This is a genomic window from Aquabacter cavernae (genome assembly GCF_003993795.1).
Taxonomy (GTDB): Bacteria; Pseudomonadota; Alphaproteobacteria; order Rhizobiales; family Xanthobacteraceae; genus Aquabacter; species Aquabacter cavernae.
Genome location: NZ_RWKV01000003.1, coordinates 91,025 through 110,564, shown reverse-complemented (window position 1 = coordinate 110,564; position 19,540 = coordinate 91,025). Strand labels below are relative to the sequence as shown.

The 19,540-nt window shown below is 68.1% G+C and carries 18 protein-coding genes; 10 read left to right on the top strand and 8 right to left on the bottom strand.

Translation table 11 applies throughout. From position 1 onward, the window contains the following. Positions 1-104: 104 nt before the first annotated feature. From purF to radA, 3 genes are all read right to left on the bottom strand, one after another. Positions 105-1,595, bottom strand: a complete 1,491-nt coding sequence (purF, locus tag EJJ38_RS02290; protein WP_127088501.1) for an amidophosphoribosyltransferase — start codon at positions 1,593-1,595, stop codon at positions 105-107. A 23-nt stretch (positions 1,596-1,618) separates the two neighbouring features. Next, complete coding sequence (locus EJJ38_RS02285; protein WP_127088500.1) at positions 1,619-2,317, bottom strand: CvpA family protein; 699 nt, start codon at positions 2,315-2,317, stop codon at positions 1,619-1,621. A 109-nt stretch (positions 2,318-2,426) separates the two neighbouring features. Next, entirely contained in the window at positions 2,427-3,848 is a 1,422-nt protein-coding gene (gene radA / locus EJJ38_RS02280) for a DNA repair protein RadA (protein WP_127088499.1), read from the bottom strand. A 245-nt stretch (positions 3,849-4,093) separates the two neighbouring features. Here radA and EJJ38_RS02275 point away from each other — a divergent pair, with 245 nt between their 5' ends. Continuing rightward, positions 4,094-5,062 carry a 2-hydroxyacid dehydrogenase gene (locus EJJ38_RS02275; protein WP_127088498.1) on the top strand — a complete coding sequence of 323 codons (969 nt, stop codon included), beginning with the start codon at positions 4,094-4,096 and terminating at the stop codon, positions 5,060-5,062. A gap of 62 nt (positions 5,063-5,124) precedes the next feature. On the opposite strand, the gene infC is transcribed toward EJJ38_RS02275, so the two are convergent. Further along, on the bottom strand, positions 5,125-5,649 hold the full coding sequence (gene infC / locus EJJ38_RS02270; protein ID WP_127088497.1) for a translation initiation factor IF-3: 525 nt from the start codon (positions 5,647-5,649) through the stop codon (positions 5,125-5,127). Between the two features lie 284 nt (positions 5,650-5,933). Between infC and EJJ38_RS02265 the strand changes: the two genes are divergently transcribed. The 3 genes from EJJ38_RS02265 to EJJ38_RS02255 all read left to right on the top strand — a co-directional run bounded on the left by EJJ38_RS02265 (position 5,934) and on the right by EJJ38_RS02255 (position 9,788). Continuing rightward, positions 5,934-6,791, top strand: a complete 858-nt coding sequence (locus tag EJJ38_RS02265) for a DUF3108 domain-containing protein (RefSeq protein ID WP_127088496.1) — start codon at positions 5,934-5,936, stop codon at positions 6,789-6,791. 269 nt (positions 6,792-7,060) lie between these two features. After that, positions 7,061-8,461 carry a glutamine synthetase family protein gene (locus EJJ38_RS02260; RefSeq protein ID WP_127088495.1) on the top strand — a complete coding sequence of 467 codons (1,401 nt, stop codon included), beginning with the start codon at positions 7,061-7,063 and terminating at the stop codon, positions 8,459-8,461. Between the two features lie 46 nt (positions 8,462-8,507). Further along, complete coding sequence (locus tag EJJ38_RS02255; protein WP_127088494.1) at positions 8,508-9,788, top strand: NAD(P)/FAD-dependent oxidoreductase; 1,281 nt, start codon at positions 8,508-8,510, stop codon at positions 9,786-9,788. Positions 9,789-9,823: 35 nt separating this feature from the next. On the opposite strand, the gene EJJ38_RS02250 is transcribed toward EJJ38_RS02255, so the two are convergent. The 3 genes from EJJ38_RS02250 to EJJ38_RS02240 form a co-directional block, all read right to left on the bottom strand. After that, positions 9,824-10,165, bottom strand: a complete 342-nt coding sequence (locus EJJ38_RS02250; protein ID WP_127088493.1) for a hypothetical protein — start codon at positions 10,163-10,165, stop codon at positions 9,824-9,826. Between the two features lie 121 nt (positions 10,166-10,286). Further along, positions 10,287-11,867 carry a DHA2 family efflux MFS transporter permease subunit gene (locus tag EJJ38_RS02245; protein WP_127088492.1) on the bottom strand — a complete coding sequence of 527 codons (1,581 nt, stop codon included), beginning with the start codon at positions 11,865-11,867 and terminating at the stop codon, positions 10,287-10,289. A 4-nt stretch (positions 11,868-11,871) separates the two neighbouring features. Beyond that, complete coding sequence (locus EJJ38_RS02240) at positions 11,872-13,065, bottom strand: HlyD family secretion protein (RefSeq protein WP_127088491.1); 1,194 nt, start codon at positions 13,063-13,065, stop codon at positions 11,872-11,874. Between the two features lie 62 nt (positions 13,066-13,127). On the opposite strand from EJJ38_RS02240, the gene EJJ38_RS02235 reads away from it, so the two are divergent. Both EJJ38_RS02235 and EJJ38_RS02230 read left to right on the top strand, forming a co-directional pair. Next, positions 13,128-13,364: a hypothetical protein gene (locus EJJ38_RS02235; protein ID WP_127088490.1), complete on the top strand. Its 237-nt coding sequence runs from the start codon at positions 13,128-13,130 to the stop codon at positions 13,362-13,364. After that, positions 13,345-14,010, top strand: a complete 666-nt coding sequence (locus EJJ38_RS02230; protein ID WP_127088489.1) for a TetR/AcrR family transcriptional regulator — start codon at positions 13,345-13,347, stop codon at positions 14,008-14,010. Before EJJ38_RS02235 ends, EJJ38_RS02230 begins: the two co-directional genes overlap by 20 nt. 13 nt (positions 14,011-14,023) lie before the next feature. Here EJJ38_RS02230 and EJJ38_RS02225 read toward each other — a convergent pair whose 3' ends face one another. After that, entirely contained in the window at positions 14,024-14,953 is a 930-nt protein-coding gene (locus EJJ38_RS02225; protein ID WP_127088488.1) for a histone deacetylase family protein, read from the bottom strand. A gap of 173 nt (positions 14,954-15,126) precedes the next feature. Between EJJ38_RS02225 and EJJ38_RS02220 the strand changes: the two genes are divergently transcribed. The 4 genes from EJJ38_RS02220 to EJJ38_RS02205 all read left to right on the top strand — a co-directional run bounded on the left by EJJ38_RS02220 (position 15,127) and on the right by EJJ38_RS02205 (position 19,481). Beyond that, positions 15,127-15,912: an SDR family NAD(P)-dependent oxidoreductase gene (locus tag EJJ38_RS02220; protein ID WP_127088487.1), complete on the top strand. Its 786-nt coding sequence runs from the start codon at positions 15,127-15,129 to the stop codon at positions 15,910-15,912. 95 nt (positions 15,913-16,007) lie between these two features. Then, positions 16,008-17,039 carry an LLM class flavin-dependent oxidoreductase gene (locus EJJ38_RS02215; protein WP_127088486.1) on the top strand — a complete coding sequence of 344 codons (1,032 nt, stop codon included), beginning with the start codon at positions 16,008-16,010 and terminating at the stop codon, positions 17,037-17,039. A gap of 598 nt (positions 17,040-17,637) precedes the next feature. Further along, positions 17,638-18,753 (top strand): OpgC family protein, encoded by a 1,116-nt coding sequence (locus EJJ38_RS02210; RefSeq protein ID WP_164738377.1) that lies wholly within the window; start codon positions 17,638-17,640, stop codon positions 18,751-18,753. Positions 18,754-18,761: 8 nt separating this feature from the next. Then, positions 18,762-19,481, top strand: coding sequence for a hypothetical protein (locus EJJ38_RS02205; protein ID WP_127088484.1), 720 nt, complete (start codon positions 18,762-18,764; stop codon positions 19,479-19,481). The last annotated feature ends 59 nt before the right edge of the window (positions 19,482-19,540 follow it).

Genomic DNA, 19,540 nt, shown 5'->3' with positions numbered 1-19,540 from the left:
GTGGCGGGCCGGCGGGACCGCTGGAAGCCGGGGCCGGCCAGGGAAGGGGGGAATTGGGAAGGCGGGGAGGCGGAGCGCGCGGGAGGCCGCGCGCTCCGGAAGGATCAGCTCGCCTCGGCGAGCAGGGAAAGCTGCTCGGCGCCAACCGCCGTGGTGCGGTCGGTCAAGGCGGTGGGATAATCGCCGGTGAAGCAATGATCGGTGAATTGCGGCCGGGCCGGGTCGCGGGCCTCATAGCCCATGGCCCGGTAGACACCATCCACGGAGAGGAAGGCGAGGCTGTCCGCGCCGATATAGCGCCGCATGCCTTCCAGATCGTGGGTGGCGGCCAGCAGCTTGTCCCGGTCCGGCGTGTCGATGCCGTAATAATCGGGATGGGTGATGGGCGGGGAGGCGATGCGGAAATGCACCTCGGTGGCGCCCGCGTCCCGCATCATGCGCACGATCTTCACGGAAGTGGTGCCGCGCACGAGGCTGTCGTCCACCAGCACGATGCGCTTGCCTTCCACCACTGCGCGGTTGGCGGAATGCTTCATGCGCACACCCTGGTCGCGCACGCTCTGGGTGGGCTGGATGAAGGTGCGGCCCACATAATGGTTGCGGATGATGCCCAGCTCGTAGGGGATGCCGGCCATGCGCGAATAGCCGAGCGCCGCGGGCACGCCGGAATCCGGCACCGGCACCACCACGTCGGCGGGCAGGTGGGTCTCCTGGGCGAGCACTTCGCCCATATTCTTGCGCACCTGATAGACGGAGCGGCCGCCGACGATGGAATCGGGCCGGGCAAAATAGATGTACTCGAAGATGCAGGGGCGGGCCTGCATGGGCGGGAAGGGCTTGTGCGACTGCACCCCATCCTCGTCGATGACGATCACTTCGCCATTCTCGATGTCGCGCACATAGGTGGCGCCGATAATGTCGAGGGCGCAGGTCTCGGACGCCAGGATATAGGCATCGCCCAGGCGGCCCAGGACCAGCGGGCGGATGCCCAGGGGATCGCGGGCGCCGATCAGCTTCTTGTTGGTGAGCGCCACCAGCGAATAGGCGCCTTCCAGCATCCGGATCGCATCGGTGAAGCGGTCCATGAAGCGCGTCTTGCGGGAGCGGGCCACCAGATGGAGGATCGCCTCCGTATCCGTGGTGGACTGCATGATGGCGCCCTCGCGCACCAGCTGGCGGCGCAAGGTGAGGCCATTGGTGAGGTTGCCGTTATGGCCCACGGCGAATCCGCCGCCCTCGATCTCGGCGAACAAAGGCTGCACGTTGCGCAGCAGCGTCTCGCCGGTGGTGGAATAGCGCACATGCCCCACCGCCATGTGGCCGGGGAGCCGGTCGATCACGCGGGAATCGGAGAAGGTGTCGCCCACCAGGCCGAGGCGTCGCTCGGAATGGAAGCGCTTGCCGTCATAGGCGACGATGCCCGCCGCCTCCTGGCCGCGATGCTGGAGCGCGTGGAGGCCGATGGCGGTCAGAGCGGCGGCATCGGGGTGGTTATAGACCCCGAATACGCCGCACTCCTCGCGCAGCCGGTCCCCGTTGAGGTCGGCGTCCCAAAGAGCGGCGCCGTGCGGGCCGCCCGCGTCTGCGGTGTCCATGTCCTAATCCTCCGCTCGGCGGCCTACTGGCCGGTCCCGCGCGTACTCTCAAGCAGCTGGTTGATGCCCTGACGCTCCCCCTGCCGATATCCACCGGGTCCCGCCGGATTGGCAGCGGGCGCGGCGGCGAGCGTAGGGGCTCCGGTTCCTCCGTCCGAGCGCTGCCCCGGCACCGTGGCAGGCGGCGTGGCGCCGTCTTCACCGTCGGGGGTGCGCTTCAGTTTCTTGAGAATGGTGTTCTCCGGGTCGTCCGGCAACAGGGAAACCAGCCAATTCCCGGTGTTTTGAAGCACGGGACGGGATTTCGCGTTCAGCACCCACGGCGGCTGGCTCTTGTCCGGCACCAGCCAGTTGAAGAACAGGAACGCCACCACCATGACCAGCAGGCCGCGCGCGAGACCGAAAGCGAAGCCCAGCGTGCGGTCCAGCGCGCCGATGCGGCTGTCCAGGACGATGTCGGACAGGCGCGCGCTGATGATGGAGACGATCAGAAGCGTGCCCAGGAACAGGGCGGCCACCGTCACGGCGAGGGCCACGGTATCCTGGGTGATGTACTGCTTCGTGATGGGCAGCAGCTGCGGATAGAAATAAGCGGCGACGCCGGCCGCCGCCACCCATGAGACGATGCTGAACACCTCCCGCAGCAGCCCACGCACCATGGCGAGCAGCCCGGAGAGCAGCATGACGGCGATGACGATCAGATCCAGCAACGTCACGGGCATGGGCGCAGCAGAACCTCCGGTGGGCCCGCCGGAGAATCAGCGGGCGGACGGGTCCATGGTGCCATGGATGCCCGGATGGCGGGACGTATAGCTTCTACGGCTCGCGCCGTCATCCCTCCCCGGCGTGCGAGACCTCTTTTGCCGGCATCGCTGCCCTGCGCGGAGCGCGGGCCGCAACCTGGGCCACGAGGCCCGCAAGGGAGGAAACCCCTTCCACTCGCAAGGCGCCCTCCCCCTTGTCCGTGCCGGGAACCGGCGCGACGGCGCGGGCGAAGCCCAGCTTAGCCGCTTCTTTCAGCCGCGCCGGCGCCTGGGAGACGGGGCGCACGGCCCCGGTCAGGCTGACCTCGCCGAAATAGACGGCGTCCGCCGGCAAGGGCGCGCCCGTGAGCGAGGAGACCAGCGCCCCCGCCACCGCCAGGTCCGCCGCCGGCTCGCCGATCTTCAGCCCGCCCGCCACGTTCAAATAGACGTCATGACCGCCGAGCCGCACGCCGCAGCGCGCGTCCAGCACCGCCAGCACCATGGCGAGGCGGTTGGAATCCCAGCCCACCACCGCCCGGCGGGGCGTGCCCAGGCTGGAAGGCGCCACCAGGGCCTGGATCTCCACCAGGATGGGCCGCGTGCCCTCCATGCCGGCGAACACCGCCGTACCCGGCGCGCCCGCGTCACGGTTGGAGAGGAACAGCTCGGAGGGATTGGCCACTTCCGACAGGCCGCGCCCGGTCATCTCGAACACGCCGATCTCGTCGGTGGGGCCGAAGCGATTCTTCTGGGCGCGCAGAATGCGGAACTGGTGCGCGCCGTCGCCCTCGAAGGAGAAGACCGCGTCCACCATGTGCTCCACCACGCGGGGGCCGGCGATCTGGCCGTCCTTGGTGACATGGCCCACGAGGATCACGGCGGCGCCGGTCTGCTTGGCATAGCGCACCATGAGCTGGGCGGAGGTGCGCACCTGCGTCACCGTGCCCGGCGCGGACTCCACCGTGTCGCTCCACATGGTCTGGATGGAATCGATCACCACGAACCGAACCGGCGGGCCGGAGGAGAGGGTGGCGAGGATATTTTCCGCATTGGTCTCGGCCGCGAGCCCCACTTCCGCGCCCGACAGGCCGAGGCGCCCGGCACGCAGGCGCACCTGATCCACCGCTTCCTCGCCCGACACATAGACCACCCGGTGCCCCCGCTCCGCCAGCGCGGCGGACGCCTGGACCAGGAGCGTGGACTTGCCGATGCCCGGATCCCCGCCCAGCAGGACGATGGAGCCCGGCACGAAGCCGCCGCCGGCCACCCTGTCCAATTCGCCGATGCCGGAGACGAGACGCGGCGGCGGCGTGCCCTGGCCCTTCAGGCTCTCCAGCGCCACCGGCCGCCCCTTGCGGCCCGAGCGCTGCACGGCGGGGACGGAGGCCGCCACTTCCGGCTCCTCGGCGATGGTGTTCCAGGCGCCGCACGCCTCGCACTTGCCCTGCCAGCGGTTATAGACCGCGCCGCAGGACTGGCAGGCGAAGCTGGGGGTGCGGCGGGCCATGGGGTGCGCGGTCTCCGAAGCGGGCGCGAAGCACCCATGCCGAAATATAGAAGCTGACTATAGAGCCTGATCCGCCCCGATTGCATCAACAGGCGCGGCGAGAGGGTGCGCGGACGCCCTGATCCCACGCGCTGGACGCATGGGCGCTCCGCCCGGAGCGCGGGGCAGGCATGAGCACATCACCCTCCCAAAGGCGCCCATCAGCCTGTAGCGTGGCGCTCCCTCCCTTGGATCCAGGGTATTCCATGTCGCCGGTCCGCGAGCCCTTGCTCGTCCTCATCCCCTTCGCGCCCGACCATCTCGCCCGGCTCAATGCCGCCCATGACGTGATCTACGCCCCGGACCCGCGGAGCCGGGCCGACGCCATCGCCGGTGCGGCGAAGGATGTGCGCGCCGTGCTCACCCATGGAACGGCGGGCCTCAGCGCGGGGGAGATGGACGCCCTGCCCCGCCTTCAGATCGTGTCCTGCTACGGCGTCGGCTATGACCGCATCGAGGTGCCCGCCGCCTTGGAGCGGAACATCATGGTCACCCACGGGCCGGGCACCAATACGGGATCGGTGGCGGACCACGCTTTCGCGCTCATCCTCTCCACGGTGCGCTGCGTGCCCGAAAGCGACCGGGCGGTGCGCGCCGGCCAGTGGCACGAAGCGCGCCGCTCGGCGCCGGAACTCTCCACGCTGCGGCTCGGCATATTGGGCCTCGGCGCCATCGGCCGGGCGGTGGCGCGGCGGGGCGCCTTGGGTTTCGAGATGAGCGTGGGCTACCACAACCGCAATCCGGCGGCGGACGCGCCTTATGCCTATCACGCCGGCGTGCTGGATCTGGCGGACGCCAGCGACGTGCTGGTGGTGGCCGCGCCGGGCGGAGCGGCGACACGCCACCTGATCGATGCGCAGGTGCTCGAAGCGCTGGGGCCGAGGGGCTATCTGATCAATATCGCGCGCGGGTCGCTGGTGGACACGGACGCGCTGATCGCGGCCCTGCATGCCGGGCAGATTGCCGGGGCGGGCCTCGACGTGGTGGACGGGGAGCCGGTGGTGCCCCCGGCGCTGCTGAATGCGCCGAACCTCGTCATCACGCCCCACAGCGCGGCGCGCTCGCCCACGGCCGAGGACAATATGACGGTTCTGGCGCTGAAGAATCTGGCGGCCCATTTCGCCGGGGCGCCGGTTCTGACGCCGGTTCCGGAATGGGCCCGCCGCCTCGGGTGAGGCGGCGTGAAAATATCCCGTCTGGGCACGCACCTAGGGGCATGCCCATACGGGGATGATCCTCACCGGGGGGCGAGGATCATGATCATCTGGCGGCCTTCGAGCATGGGCTCGGCTTCCACCTTGGCGATGGCGACCACGTCTTCCTTCAGCTTCTGAAGCAGCTTGAAGCCGATGTCCTGGTGGGCCATCTCACGACCGCGGAAGCGCAGGGTGACCTTCACCTTGTCGCCTTCCTCGAAGAAACGCTCCATGGCGCGCATCTTCACGTCGTAATCGTGGGTGTCGATGCCGGGGCGGAGCTTGATCTCCTTGACCTCGACCACCTTCTGCTTCTTGCGCGCCTCGCTGGCCTTCTTCTGGTTCTGATACTTGAAGCGGCCGTAATCGAGGATCTTGCAGACCGGAGGCAGGGAATTCGGGGCGATCTCGACAAGGTCGAGGCCAGCCTCCTGCGCCAGGATCAAGGCGTCACGGATTGCCATGACCCCCTTGTTCTGCCCCTCGGTATCGATGAGCTGAACTTCGCGGACGCGGATATCTTCGTTGACGCGCGGTCCATCTTTCTCCGGCGCGACGGGTCTCATAGGGCGGCGAATGGCGACGTTCTCCTCTGCCGTTGAAATCGCTCACCCCGTAGTCCGGGGCCGCGCCATTCGGCGCGCCAGCCTGGAAAGCAGCCGGGTGAGCGAGCCAGAACATCGTGATTATTCGCTAAAAAGTCAATGACCGGGCCGCTTCACAGGCAACAGGAACGATGCTGCACGGCAGCATGGGGAGCGGCAGCCACAGTTCAGCCGCGTTCGCCCCGCAATCGAAGGAACTTGAGGATTCGCCGAGGCGTGTGCCCCGGCCTCGCACGGGCCCTTGAATGACGAACCTTCGTGCCGCGTTCGCCCGAGCCGCCCGCCCCCTTCTCACGGGCGGTTGCGTGCTGGCGGGCCTCGCCGGGCCGGCCGCGGCCGACGGCATGCTCAGCGCCAAATACGCGCTGTCGCTCGGCGGCATCGAGATCGGCCGCGCCAACCTCATCGTCCAGGCCACCGACACCAGCTTCGAGGCGGCGGGCACGGGCCGGGTCTCGGGCATCGCCCGCGCCCTGTCCTCGGGCAAGGGCTCGGTGGCCGCGCGCGGCCCCATGACCAGCCAGCGCCCCATGCCCACCGTGTTCGCGGTGAATACCGAGGCGGACGGCAAGGCGGAATCCATCCGCATGACCTTCGCCGGGACCACGGTGAAGGAACTGGACCTTGAGCCCCCGCCCAAGCCCCTGCCCGACCGCATCGAGCTGACCGACGCCCATAAGACCAACATCATCGACCCGCTGAGCGGCGCCTTCGTCATGGTGGCGGCGGGCAAGGACATGCTCTCCGAGGCCGCCTGCGCGCGCCCCATCCCCATCTTCGACGGCCGCCAGCGCTTCGACGTGACCCTCACCTTCCTGCGCACCGAAGAGGTGAAGATCGAGAAGGGCTATCAGGGCACGGCGGTGGTGTGCCGCGTGGGCTACGAGCCGGTGGCCGGACACCGCCCCACCCGCTCCACCGTGAAGTATATGCAGGCCAACAAGGAGATGTTCGTCTGGCTGGTGCCCATCGCCGGCACCCGCCTGATGGCGCCCTTCAAGGTCTCCATCGCCACCATGATCGGTACCGCGGTGCTGGAGGCGACCAGCTTCGAGACGAACGAAGTGGCCAAGACCCTGCCTGTCAACGCCCCGAAGCGCTGACCCGAGAATCCGCTGATAATTATCCACAGCCCCTATATCTAGTACGGGGTGAAACGAGAACTTCGCGCAGACTCGATTCGACCGCGATTCGTTCCAGACTCGTTCCAATCTTCGTTGGCTACCGTCCCAAGGCGGGACAGCGTCCCGAATGACCCTCCGCAGCGAAGCTGAGCCGGCAAGAAAACGTTGATTTGCGGGGATCCGTTGACACCTCACCCGCTGCCAGTGTTCCCTTGATACCAGCGCGACCTCTCGCGCAAGAGGACATCATGGCTAAAAAGAAAGCGGCGCAGGAGGCGGCTCTCGCCGCGCCTCGGGGTGTTAAGACGCTGGCTGAGGCGAAAGCCTGGATGGCGGCGCGGGGCATCACCGAGATCGAATGCACCGTCCCCGATCTTGCCGGCGTGGCACGCGGCAAGATCATGCCCGCGTCCAAATTCCTCTCCTCGCCGGTGATGAACCTGCCCCTCTCCATCTTCTTCCAGACCATATCGGGCGAATATCCCGACTATGAGGGGCTGGTGGATTCCGTCGTGGCGGATTCCGACCTGGTGATGGAGCCGGACTTCTCCACCCTGTCCATCGTGCCCTGGGCGCAGGACCCCACCGCACAGGTGATCCACAACGCCTTCCACCGCGATGGCCGCCCCGTGGAACTGGCGCCCCGGCAGGTGCTGAAGAATGTGCTCAACCTCTACGCCAAGCGCGGCTGGAAGCCCGTGGTGGCGCCGGAGGTCGAATTTTATCTCGTCGAGCCCAATACCGACCCGGACTATCCGCTGAAGCCGCCCGTGGGGCGCTCCGGCCGTCCCGAGATCGGCCGCCAGTCCTATTCCATCCAGGCGGTGAACGAGTTCGACGCGCTGTTCGAGGACATCTACGATTATTCCGAGGCCCAGGGCCTGGAGATCGACACGCTGATCCATGAGGACGGCGCGGCGCAGATGGAGATCAACCTGCGCCACGGTGATCCGCTGGAGCTGGCCGACCAGGTGTTCCTGTTCAAGCGCACCATCCGTGAGGCGGCGCTGGTCCATAAGATCTATGCCACCTTCATGGCCAAGCCCATCGCCAACGAGCCGGGCAGCGCGCTGCATATCCACCAGTCGGTGGTGGACGCGGAAACGGGGCAGAATATCTTCTCCGATGCCGATGGCGACCCGACGCCGGAATTCTTCTCCTTCCTCGCCGGGCACCAGAAGTACCTGCCCTCGGTCATGTGCATCCTGGCGCCCTATGTGAATTCCTACCGGCGCCTGACCCGCGACTCCATGGCCCCCATCAACGTCCAGTGGGGCTATGACAACCGCACCGCGGGCCTGCGCGTGCCGCCCGCCCCGCCCGCCGCCCGCCGCGTGGAGAACCGGGTGCCGTCCTCCGACGCCAACCCCTATCTCGTCATCGCCGCATCCCTCGCCTGCGGCTATCTCGGCCTCGTCAAGGGACTGCGTCCCACCGAGCCCCTGGAAGGCGACGCGAAGAATCTCGACTTCGACCTGCCGCGCGGCCTGCTGGAGGCGGTTGCCGCCTTCGAGGAGAACGAGGACCTCTCCGAAGTGCTCGGCCGCAGCTTCATCGCCACCTATTCGGCCGTGAAGCAGGCGGAGTTCGAGACCTTCATGCGCGTCATCTCCCCGTGGGAGCGCGAATACCTGCTCCTGAACGTGTGACGGCACGGCCCGCCGCCGGGCGGCGGGCCTGCCCGCAGGACCCCTGATGAGCCACGAAAAGCACCCGCAGTCCTGGTACGCCGCGACGGCGCATGCCTTGCCGCACCTGCCGCCCTTGCGCGGGCAGGTGACGGCGGACGTGGCCATCGTCGGCGCCGGCTTCACCGGGCTGTCCGCCGCCCTGCACCTCGCCGAGGCGGGGCTGAAGGTGGTGGTGCTGGAGCGTGGCCGCATCGGCTGCGGCGCCTCGGGCCGGAACGGCGGCCAGCTCCATTCCGGCCAGCGGCGCGACCAAGAGTATCTGGAGAAGGTCGTCGGCCCGGACGATGCCCGCAAGCTCTGGGACATGGCGCAGGAGGCCAAAGCCCTCGTCCATGACCTCATCGCCCGCCACAAGATCGAGTGCGACTACCGGCCGGGCCTGATCCATGCGGACCACAAGGCGCGCTATGTGCCCGAGGGCCACGCTTATGCCCGGCACCTCGCCGAACATTACGGCTATGACCAGATCGACCTGCTGGACCGGGAGCAGATCCACGCTTTGGTGGGTGCGCCGGGCTATTATGGCGGAACCCTCGACCATGGCGCGGGCCATCTCCACCCGCTGAACTTCACCCTCGGCCTTGCCCGCGCGGCCTTGGCGCAGGGCGTGGCGATCCACGAGGAGAGCCGCGCCGTCCGCTATGAGGACGGCCATGGCGTGCAGGTGGACACGGCCGATGGCGGCCGGGTGAAGGCGCAGTTCCTGCTGCTGTGCGGCAACGGCCTCATGGACGGGCTCGACCGGACCGTGGACGAGCACGTCATGGCCATCAACAATTACATCGCCGTCACCGAGCCCCTGGGGGCGCGGGCGAAGGAGATCATCGCCAATGGCGCGGCGGTGGCGGACAGCCGGTTCGTGGTGAATTATTTCCGGCTGACCCCGGATGATCGCCTGCTGTTCGGGGGCGGCGAGAATTACAAACGGGGCCTGCGGCGTGACCCCATGCCCTTCGTGCGGCCCTTCATGCTGCGCATCTTCCCCCAGCTCGCGGACATCCGGCTGGACTATGGCTGGGGCGGAACGCTGGGCATCACCATGAGCCGCCTGCCCTTCGCCCGGCGCCTGTCGGACCATGTGCTGGTCTCCGCCGGCTATAGCGGGCAAGGCGTGGCGCTGGCGCCCTTCTATGGGAAGATCCTGGCCGAGGCGCTCGCCGGGCAGATCGGGCAGCTCGATATTCTGGAGCGCCTGCCGGTGCCGCGCTTCATCGGCGGCACCGCGCTTCGCTACCCGCTGCTGGTGGCGGGCCTCACCTATTACGCCCTGCGCGACCGGATTTGAGGCCGCCCGGGCTCTTCATCCCGTGAAACGGGCGTTCACTTACCATCCAGCATGGAGCGGGCTTCGTTCACGGCCTTCAGGCACGCCGCCTCGTTGCCGGCGGCCTGGAAATTCTGCGCGGCATTCAGGGCGGCAGCCGGGCCCACCGGCGCGGACGGGTCGCCGGACGCGGCGGCCACCGAAGACGGGGTGGGCTGGCGACCGAGCTGGGCACCCACGCTCTGCGCCTCGGTGGGAGGAGCGGCCTGGGCGGGGCTCGCCGCCTTCACGCGGGACTGCAGGGCGACGATCTCTTCCAGGCAGGACGCCTGCGCACCGGCGGGCAGGGCAAGGAGAGCGGTGCAGGCGGCTGCAGCCAACAGGTTGAACTGGCGCATGTTTTCTCCATTCTGTCTCCACGCCGGATGGCCGGCGCGGAACGCGGGCGGAGTGTGTCGCCGCGCGCCGCGCGGAGCAACCCCGAAATGACCCCTACCGGAAACAGGCCCGTCCACCCGTTCAGTGGCTGGGCGCGGCGGCGGCACCGGCGGGCTTGCGCACCAGCAGGACCAGGAAGGCCGCGAAGCTCAGGAACACGGTGACCAGCAGGAACACGTCCGCGAACGCCATCACCAGCGCCTGCTGTCGCACCATCAGCGCCAGTTCCTTCGTCGCCGCCAGTTCGCCCGCCGGGCCGAGCTGGGCCGCGAAGCCCGCCGTGAGGCTGTTCAGCGTGTCCACCACGGAAGGCCGCGCCCATGTCACCTGCTCGCGCAGGCGCTCCATGTGCAGGTCCCACCGCCCGTTCAGCGTGGTGACGATGACCGCGAGGCCCACGGCGCCGCCGAGATTGCGCATGAGGTTGAACAGGCCGGAGGCATTCTTGAGCTGGGAGGGCGGCAATGTGCCCAGCGACACCACGTTGATGGGCACCATGCACAGCATCAGCGCCGCCCCGCGCAGCACCTGCGGCGCCAGCAATTCCCAGAAGCCCCAATCCTTGGTGATGGGCAGAAGCTCCAGGCAGGAGATGATGAGGAACAGGAAGCCGGTGCCCACCACGAGGCGCGGATCCACCCGGCGCGCCAGCACGCCCACCACGGGTGCGGCGAGGAACATGGTGGCGCCGGTGACGAACACCGTCTCGCCGATCTCCAGCGAATTGAAGCCGCGCACCTGCGCGAGGAACAGCGGATAGAGATAGGTGAGCCCGTACAGCACCGTGCCGAGCATGAAGGTGAGCATGGACCCCACCGCGAAATTGCGGTCGCGATAGGCGTTGAGGTCCACCACCGGCTGCTCCGCGCGGAAGGCCCGCCAGAAGAACAGGATCCCGCCCAGCACGGCAGCGAAGGTGAGGAACGAGATGGTGGCGGACTGGAACCAGTCGTCCTTCGCCCCTTCCTCCAGCACATATTCGATGGAGCCCAGCATCACCGCCATGCCGGCAAGCCCCGCCACGTCGAACTTCCGTAAAAGGGAAAAGTCCGGCGTGTCGAAATCCACCAGGAACCAGCACAGAAGCGTCGCGGCGATGCCCGGCACGATGTTCACCAGGAACAGCCAGTGCCAGGAGAACAGCTCCGTCAGATAGCCGCCCACCGTGGGGCCCACCGTGGGCGCCAGGGTCACGACGAGGCCCACCAGGGCCATGACCGGGCCTTGGTGGCGCTTGGGAAAGATGGTGTAGGCCGCCGCGAAGGCGGTGGGGATCATGCCGCCGCCGATGAAGCCCTGGAAGGCGCGGTAGACGATCATCTGCTCGATGGACGTGGCCGTGGCGCACAGAAGGCTCGCCAGCGTGAAGCCGGCGGCGGAGGCGGCGAACAGATAGCGGGTGGACAGCGCGCGGGCGAGGAAGCCCGAGAGCGGGATCATCACCACCTCGGCGATGAGATAGGCGGTCTGCACCCAGGAGACCTCGTCCGCGCTGGCGGACAGGCCGGCCTGGATCTCCGAGAGGGAGGAGGAGACGATCTGGATGTCCAGGATCGCCATGAACATCCCGAAGATGAGCGCGAAGAAGGCGATGAGCCGCCGGGGCGTGACCTGCGGTTCGCCCGGCAGCGCTGCCCCTTGTGGCCCTTGAGCATTCGCCATGGGATCAGTGCCCCGGCGCCGCCGCCACCTTGGCATGGGCGGACGGCGTGGTGCGGGTGTCCACCCGCGCCTCCACGGACAGGCCGGGACGCAGCACGCCGCTCGCCATCACCGCATCGGGCACGCGGATGCGCACGGGCACGCGCTGCACCACCTTGGTGAAATTGCCGGTGGCATTTTCCGGCGGCAGCAGGCTGAACACCTGTCCCGCGGCGGGCGCGATGCTTTCGAGCGTTCCCGTGATGGGATGACCGGGATCGGTGTCCAGCGTCAGCTCCACGCTCTGCCCGGGTTCAAGGCGCGCGATCTGCGTCTCCTTGAAATTGGCATCCACATAGGCCCCGGTATCGGAAACCAGGGCCGCGAGGCGCTTGCCGGCGGAGACATAGTCGCCCACCTGCACGGCCTTGTTGCCCACGATACCGTCAAAGGGCGCGCGCAGCGTGGTGGCGTCGAGATCGAGCTGCGCCTTGGCGAGCGCCGCCTCCAGCTCCACGCGGGTGCGCTCGGCCTCCAGGCGCTGCGCCTTCAGCACGTCCAGATTGGCCTTGGTGGATTCCAGGGCGGCCTGGGCGGCGAGGGTCGCCGCATGGGTCTTGTCCTTGTCGGCGCGCGCGGCATCGAGGGCCTGCTGGCTGGCGAACTTGTTCTCGGCGAGCCGGGTGGTGCGGTCGAAATCGGCGCGGGACCGGGCCTCGTCCGCCTCGGCGGAGGCGACCTGCGCACGGGCCTGGTCGATGCTCGCGGCGCCCGCTTCCACCTGCTTGCCCAGACGCACGATGGTGGCGTCCTGGGTGCCGATCTTCGCGTTCGCCTGCCGGACGGCGACCCGATAGTCGCGGTCATCCAGCTGGACCAGCACATCGCCCGCCTTCACATGGGAATTGGCGACCACCGGCACGGCGGCCACATAGCCCGTCACCTTCGGCGAGACGAGTGCGATGTCCGCGCCCACATAGGCATTGTCGGTGGAAACCTGGAAGCGCCAGGTGTTCCAATATTCGGTCCCCGCCCAGCCGAGCCCGGCCAGAAGCACCACGGCGGCGCTGAGAAGAAGCGTGCGCCGACGGCTGCGGGCAGGTGGACGGGAAATGGCGCTATCGGCGGCTGCGGCGCGGGAAGAGGCATCGGCCTCGCTTGCGCGCGCGCCCGGATGGGACGCCACAGCCGGAGCGGATGGGGTCTGGATCTGGGTCATGATGGCTCAAGAGCACGGCGGCACGGCTGCCGCGAAAAGATGGAGGGAGAAGAGCGGGGGCGGTGCCCTTCTCCCTCCAGCGCCAGTCAGATCCGGGTTGCGGTCCGGAACTGACCGAACGGTTCGGTCAACGTATTATTGACATACGCGATGCCCGGGAGCATTTCAACATCGAACTGAACGGTTCGGTCAAAAAATTTCGACCCGATGGTCGTGAGATCACGCACATCGCTGTCGCATATGCTTGCGCCGGCCCGCGCGCTCCGCGAAAAGAGAAGCATGGAGCCGATTTTGCTTGAGAAGGAAAATCACGAGGTTCTGTCCCAGGCCGGGCAGGATCCTGAGAAGCGCGGCCAGATCCTGGCGGGCGCGCGGGAGGTCTTTCTCGACCGTGGCTTCGACGCGGCCAGCATGGGCGACATTTCCCGCGCGGCCGGCGTGTCGAAGGGCACGCTCTACGTCTATTTCAAGGACAAGGTGGATTTGTTCACCGCCCTCGTCCAAACCCAGTGCAACGAAACCGCCGAATGCACGTTCGCCATGGATGCGCGCGGCGACATCGTCGAGGTGCTGGGCAAGGTCGGCCACTCCTACGTGGCCATGATGGTGCGGCCGGAAAACATCGCCACCCTGCGCATCGTCATCGGCGCCGCCGGAAAATTCCCGCAGATCGGCAAGGAATTCTTCGAGGCCGGCCCGCGCCAGGGCGCGCGGCGGCTCGCCGCCTTCCTGCGCTCGAAAGTGGAAGAAGGCGCGCTCGATATCGCGGAAGCGGATCTTGAAAGCGCCGCCAACCAGTTCCTCGCCTTGTGCAAGGAGGCGGTGGCCATGCCCATCCTGGTGGGCGCCGCCGCCCCGCCGGACGCGGAGCATACGGACCGCGTGGTGCGCCGGGCCGTGTCCTTCTTCCTGAAGGTTTACGGCACCGACCGCATCCGGGCCTGACCCGCCCCGGCGATCAACCGCGCATGAGCGCGGTGACGTGCGCGGCGGCGGAGGTGGCGAGCCCGTCCAGATCGTAGCCGCCCTCCAGCACGGACACGATGCGTCCGCCGGCGGTCTTGTCCGCCACATCCATGAGGCGGCGCGTCACCCAGCCGAAATCCGTGTCCACGAGGCGCAGCGAGCCCAGCGGATCGTTCTTGTGGGCGTCGAAGCCCGCCGAGATGATCAGCAATTCAGGCGCGAACGCCTCCAGGCGCGGCAGGATGCGGTTTTCCATGGCCTCCTTGAACCGCTCGCCCCCGTCGCCCGAGCGCAGCGGCGCATTGACGATGGTGTTGAGCGCCCCGGTCTCCGAGACCGCACCCGTGCCGGGATAGAGCGGCATTTCATGGGTGGAGGCGTAGAGCACGCTGTCGTCGGCCCAGAAGATCTCCTGGGTGCCGTTGCCGTGGTGCACGTCGAAATCCACGATGGCCACCCGCTCGATGCCGTGCACCGCCTGGGCATGGCGCGCGGCGATGGCGGCCTGGTTCAGCAGGCAGAAGCCCATGGGGCGGCGCGTCTCGCAATGATGGCCGGGCGGGCGCGTGCAGACGAAGGCATTGTCCACCTTGCGCGCCACCACCTCGTCCACCGCATAGCAGGCCCCGCCCACGGCGCGGGTCACCGCCTCCCAGGTGCCGGGAGACATGATGGTGTCGGAATCGATGCGCACCAGCCCCTCATGGGGCGAGGCCTCCGCCATGGCGTCCACAAAGTCCGCCGGATGCACGCGGATGATGTCCTCGCGGTCCCCGGCCGGCGCGATCTCGCGCAGCAGCGTCGCGAACTTTTCCTGCTCGAAAATCCGGTCCAGCGCCTTGAGGCGGTCCACCCGCTCGGGGTGGCCCGGCGGCGTCAGATGCAGGAGGCCGGACGGATGGGTGATGAGCAGGGTGGACATTTGGCGTCGGTGCCTCTCTGGGGGAGGTTGTTCGTGACATACCATATTCCAATCCGTGCCGAAGGAAATTGAGCGGCATCAGAAAACCGCCATTCCCCCTTCATTCTCCCGCCCCGGAAGCGCTATGCCTGGACCGCCGCGACGGAACGGCGAACGGGAACCGGGAGACACCCATGAGCACGCAGAACGGGCGGACCGCCCTCGTCACCGGCGGGGCATCCGGCATTGGGGAAGCGTGCGCCGCCGCCCTTGCCGCCAAGGGCTGGCGGGTGATCATCAGCGATGTCCGCGCGGACGCGGCGCAGGAGACCGCGCGGCGCCTCGGCGGCGAGGCGCTGGCCCTGGACGTGTCGGACGAGGCCGCCATCACCGCCGCCGCCGAGGAAGCGGAACGCCGCTTCGGCCCGGTGGACGGCCTCGTCACCAGCGCCGGGGTGCTCCAGCCGCCGACGCCCCCGGAGAATTTCTCCGCATTCGACTTCGACCGCGTGATGAACGTGAACCTGCGCGGCACCTGGCTGACCGCCGTCGCCTTCGGCACGCGCATGGCGCGGCGCGGGCGCGGCGCCATCGTCACCATCGGCTCGGTCACCTCGCTGCGCGCCGTGCCGCTCCATGCCTATGGCCCATCCAAGGCGGCGGTGGCGGCGCTCACCCAATGCCTCGCGGCGGATTGGGGCCGCTCCGGCGTGCGCATCAACTGCATCTCGCCCGGCTATGTGGCGACCCCGCCGCTCCAGAAGGCCATCGATTCCGGCCAGCGCGATCCCCGCTCACTGGAAGAGGCCGCAGCCATGGGGCGCCTCGTGCGCGCGGAGGAGGTGGGCAAGGCCGCCGCCTTCCTGCTGTCGGACGATGCCAGCGCCATCACGGGGGTGAACCTGCCGGTGGATTGCGGCTGGCTGGTCGCCTCGCACATGGGCACCTATGGCGGCGTGCCGCCCGCGCGCGGGGAATAAGGCGACCGCGCAAAGGGCTCTATGCGCAAACGCAATGGCGGAGACCCAGCACGCGCCTTAAGTGAGAGGCAGCGCAAACACAAAAAGGTGATCCCGTGCCCCATCTCGAACTCGGCCTCGACACGTTCGGCGATGTCACCGCCGGCCCGGACGGGGCGCTGCTCTCCCATGCCCAGGTGCTGCGCGACGTGGTGGAGCAAGGCGTCCTGGCGGATCAGGTGGGCGTGGACTTCATCGGCCTCGGCGAGCATCACCGGGATGATTTCGCCATCTCCGCTCCCGAAATGGTGCTGGCCGCCATTGCGGCACGCACCACGCGCATCCGCCTGGGCACGGCGGTCACGGTGCTCTCGTCCGACGATCCCATCCGCGTGTTCCAGCGCTTCTCCACCCTGGACGCCCTATCGAATGGACGCGCCGAGGTGATCCTGGGGCGCGGCTCCTTCACCGAGAGCTTCCCGCTGTTCGGCTTCCCCATGTCCGACTATGAGCGGCTGTTTTCCGAGAAGCTGGACCTGTTCGCGGCGCTGCTGGCCAATGGGCCGGTGACCTGGGAAGGCAGCATCCGCCCGCCGCTGAAAAACCAGAGCGTCTTCCCGCCCATTGAAGGCGGCCGGCATCTGCGGGCCTCCATCGGGGTGGGCGGAACGCCGGAATCGGTGGTGCGCGCCGCGCAATACGGCCTGCCGCTCATGCTCGCCATCATCGGCGGCGCCCCGGCGCGCTTCCGGCCCTATGTGGAGCTGTATCACCGCGCCCTGTCCCAGCTCGGGCGGGAGCAGCTTCCCGTGGGCGCCCATTCCCCCGGCTTCGTGGCGGACACGGACGAAGAGGCCCGCGAGCAGATGTTCGCGCCCTATAAGGGCATGCGCGACCGCATCGGCGCGGAGCGCGGCTGGCCGCCCATGGGCCGCGACGAGTTCGAGCGGGAGATCACCCACGGCGCCCTGTTCGTGGGCGGGCCGGAGACGGTGGCCCGCAAGATCGCGGACACGGTCCAGGCGCTGGGCATCGACCGCTTCGACCTGAAATACAGCGCGGGCGCCATTCCCCACGCCCAGCTCCTGCGCTGCATCGAGCTTTACGGCACCAAGGTCATTCCCCTGGTGCGCGAGATGCTGGCCTGAGCCCGGAAAGCGCTTCCTCGCCCAGCTTGCGGAAGGCGGCGGAGGCCATCTCCAGCCGCCCACGCCATAGCCCATGCAGACCAGGGCCCGGCCGGGAGGCGCAGGACCAGGAACGGCCAGGTGCGCAGCACGAGGCCGAAGGCGCGGGCGACCGAGAAATTCACCACTGCCTGCTGCTCCGGACCATTGCCCGCCTGCTTCACGCGCCCAGCCGCATCCCAGCTAATCACGCCGGCGTGATCCGGCAAAGGCGGACACCCGCCATTTAAGGGCGATTCGCATGGCCCGGTGGCAGGAAGCACCTTCCGCCGGTTTGCGGCGCGTTCAGGCCGCCATCAAGCAGACGTGAAGGGCGGACCCAGGCCCCGCCAGCCCCTGCGCCCACACCATTCCGGCGTTTCAGGCAAGCCGCCTGCAACTTTTGGCCGGTTGCCGGGGCAGCACAGGCAGGGCCTTGGTTAAGAGCGGATTAACGCCTTCAGGCCAAGGTGCCGCCCAATCGCGCCCGCGCAACCGGGCTTCGACGCACATGCGAGAGCGGCGGAACGAACCGCGTGCCCGCCGTGTTGTCGAAAGCAAAAGGAGCAGGATGCCGGGCATGAACGAGGCCAATCGGACGGTGAGCGTGGATTTCTGGCGGGGCTTTGCCCTGCTCACGATCTTCATCAACCATGTCCCCGGTCACGTTCTCGGTGGCCTGACCTTCCGCAATTTCGGCTTTTCGGACGCGGCCGAGCTGTTCGTGCTTCTGGCGGGCGTCTCGGCGGCCTTCGCCTATATGCGCGGCTTCGAGCCCGGCGCGAGGATCCGCGTCACCGCCCGCATCGTGCTGCGGGCCTTCCAGCTTTATGTGGCCCAGCTGGCCCTGCTCATGGTGGCGGTGGCGGTGGTGGGCGGCTTTGCCGTCTGGTCGGGAGACGGTCGCCTGCTGGACACGCTCCATCTGGACCTGATCCTCCAGGCCCCCATGGAATCCATCGTCGGCATGGCGATGATGAGCTATCAGCCCGCTTACCTGAACATCCTGCCGCTCTATGTGGCCATCCTGCTGCTGGCGCCCGTGCTCATGGCGGCCATGCGGGTCAGCATCGGGTTCGGGCTCGCGCTGTCCGGCGCGCTCTATCTGTTCAGCCTGCTCTCCGGGCTCGCGCTGCCGGTCTGGCCCAATTCCGGCACCTGGTATTTCAACCCCTTCGCGTGGCAGCTCCTGTTCGCCTGCGGCCTCGCCATCGGGCGGATGCTGGACCAGGGCACCCCTGCCCCCGGCAACCGGCTGCTGGACGCCGTCGCCCTCCTCTATCTCGTGGTTTCCATGGGCTGGGTGGTCGCCGGCTTCCCCGTGGCGCTGGACTTCGCCCCCGTGCCCGCCTTCCTGTGGGACTTCGACAAGACCAACCTCTCCGTGCCGCGCCTCGCGCACATCCTGGCCCTGGCCTATCTGGTGTCGCGCCTGCCGCTGGAGCGCCTGCTGCGGAGCGCCGCCGCCGCACAGCCCCTCATCCTCATGGGGCGCCATGCGCTGCCGGTTTTCTGCGTGGGAACCGTGCTCAGCCTCGCTGCACAAGTCGCACGTCTGGCTTATGATGGCGGCATCGCCCTCGATGTCCTGATCGCGGGCGTGGGAATCACGGTTCAGTGGCTCTTGGCATGGACGCTGGAGTGGCATCGCTCGGGTTTGAAATCCGCGTCCCGCAGGCCGCTGGAAGCCGCCTGACGCGCGCCATGTCCCCTGTCGTGTCGCCTGTTCTCGCCGCTCTCGCCGCGGTGGCTTTTCTTGTATTCGCGCTCACCCCCCTGCCGGCCGTCGCCGGCATGTCGGGCTCGTGCCGGGTGCCGGACGTCTATCTCACCTTCAACAACTTCCTGCCGCGCACCACGCGGCTCATCGACCGGGCCGCGCCGGTGCGCATCCTGGTGATCGGGCCGCAGATGGACGAGCGGATATTGTCCTCCCGCAAGCTCTCGAAACTGGCCCAGGAACTCCAGAGGCGGCTTCCCGGCGCGCGCTTCACCATCCTGGAGGAAGACGCGGTGCCCGGCCTCGCCCGGGAGGATTTCGACCGCATCCGCGCCTCCGTGGAGCGCACCGAGCCGGACCTGCTCATCTGGCAGGTGGGCTCGGGAGATGCGCTGGCGGGCACATCGGACCACAGCTTCTCCGACACGCTGGACGAGGCGGCGGAATGGCTGAGGGGCCGGGACATCGACCTGATCCTGGTGGATCCGCCCTTCCTGCCCAATGTGCGCCATGAAAAGCGCTACGGGCGCATCGTGCAGCAGATGGACAGCCTCTCCGACAAGGAGAGCCTCAACGTGCTGCAGCAATATGGCGCCACCACCTATCTCTTCTCCTCGCCCCAGTCCGGCGCGCGCGGCAGCGCGGGGCGCCTCTGCCTGCCGGAGCTTCTGGCCGAGGCCATCGTGCGCTCCGCGCTGAGATAGCCCCCCTGAAATGAAAACGGCCGGGCGCGAGGCCCGGCCGTGGAATGTGCTCCCTTGAG

Bases quoted from the DNA above. Each gene is read 5' to 3' on its own strand.
- purF (WP_127088501.1), bottom strand. From the start codon at position 1,595: ATGGACACCGCAGACGCGGGCGGCCCGCACGGCGCCGCTCTTTGGGAC.
- EJJ38_RS02285 (WP_127088500.1), bottom strand. From the start codon at position 2,317: ATGCCCGTGACGTTGCTGGATCTGATCGTCATCGCCGTCATGCTGCTC.
- radA (WP_127088499.1), bottom strand. From the start codon at position 3,848: ATGGCCCGCCGCACCCCCAGCTTCGCCTGCCAGTCCTGCGGCGCGGTC.
- EJJ38_RS02275 (WP_127088498.1), top strand. From the start codon at position 4,094: ATGTCGCCGGTCCGCGAGCCCTTGCTCGTCCTCATCCCCTTCGCGCCC.
- infC (WP_127088497.1), bottom strand. From the start codon at position 5,649: ATGAGACCCGTCGCGCCGGAGAAAGATGGACCGCGCGTCAACGAAGAT.
- EJJ38_RS02265 (WP_127088496.1), top strand. From the start codon at position 5,934: ATGACGAACCTTCGTGCCGCGTTCGCCCGAGCCGCCCGCCCCCTTCTC.
- EJJ38_RS02260 (WP_127088495.1), top strand. From the start codon at position 7,061: ATGGCTAAAAAGAAAGCGGCGCAGGAGGCGGCTCTCGCCGCGCCTCGG.
- EJJ38_RS02255 (WP_127088494.1), top strand. From the start codon at position 8,508: ATGAGCCACGAAAAGCACCCGCAGTCCTGGTACGCCGCGACGGCGCAT.
- EJJ38_RS02250 (WP_127088493.1), bottom strand. From the start codon at position 10,165: ATGCGCCAGTTCAACCTGTTGGCTGCAGCCGCCTGCACCGCTCTCCTT.
- EJJ38_RS02245 (WP_127088492.1), bottom strand. From the start codon at position 11,867: ATGGCGAATGCTCAAGGGCCACAAGGGGCAGCGCTGCCGGGCGAACCG.
- EJJ38_RS02240 (WP_127088491.1), bottom strand. From the start codon at position 13,065: ATGACCCAGATCCAGACCCCATCCGCTCCGGCTGTGGCGTCCCATCCG.
- EJJ38_RS02230 (WP_127088489.1), top strand. From the start codon at position 13,345: ATGGAGCCGATTTTGCTTGAGAAGGAAAATCACGAGGTTCTGTCCCAG.
- EJJ38_RS02225 (WP_127088488.1), bottom strand. From the start codon at position 14,953: ATGTCCACCCTGCTCATCACCCATCCGTCCGGCCTCCTGCATCTGACG.
- EJJ38_RS02220 (WP_127088487.1), top strand. From the start codon at position 15,127: ATGAGCACGCAGAACGGGCGGACCGCCCTCGTCACCGGCGGGGCATCC.
- EJJ38_RS02210 (WP_164738377.1), top strand. From the start codon at position 17,638: ATGAACGAGGCCAATCGGACGGTGAGCGTGGATTTCTGGCGGGGCTTT.
- EJJ38_RS02205 (WP_127088484.1), top strand. From the start codon at position 18,762: ATGTCCCCTGTCGTGTCGCCTGTTCTCGCCGCTCTCGCCGCGGTGGCT.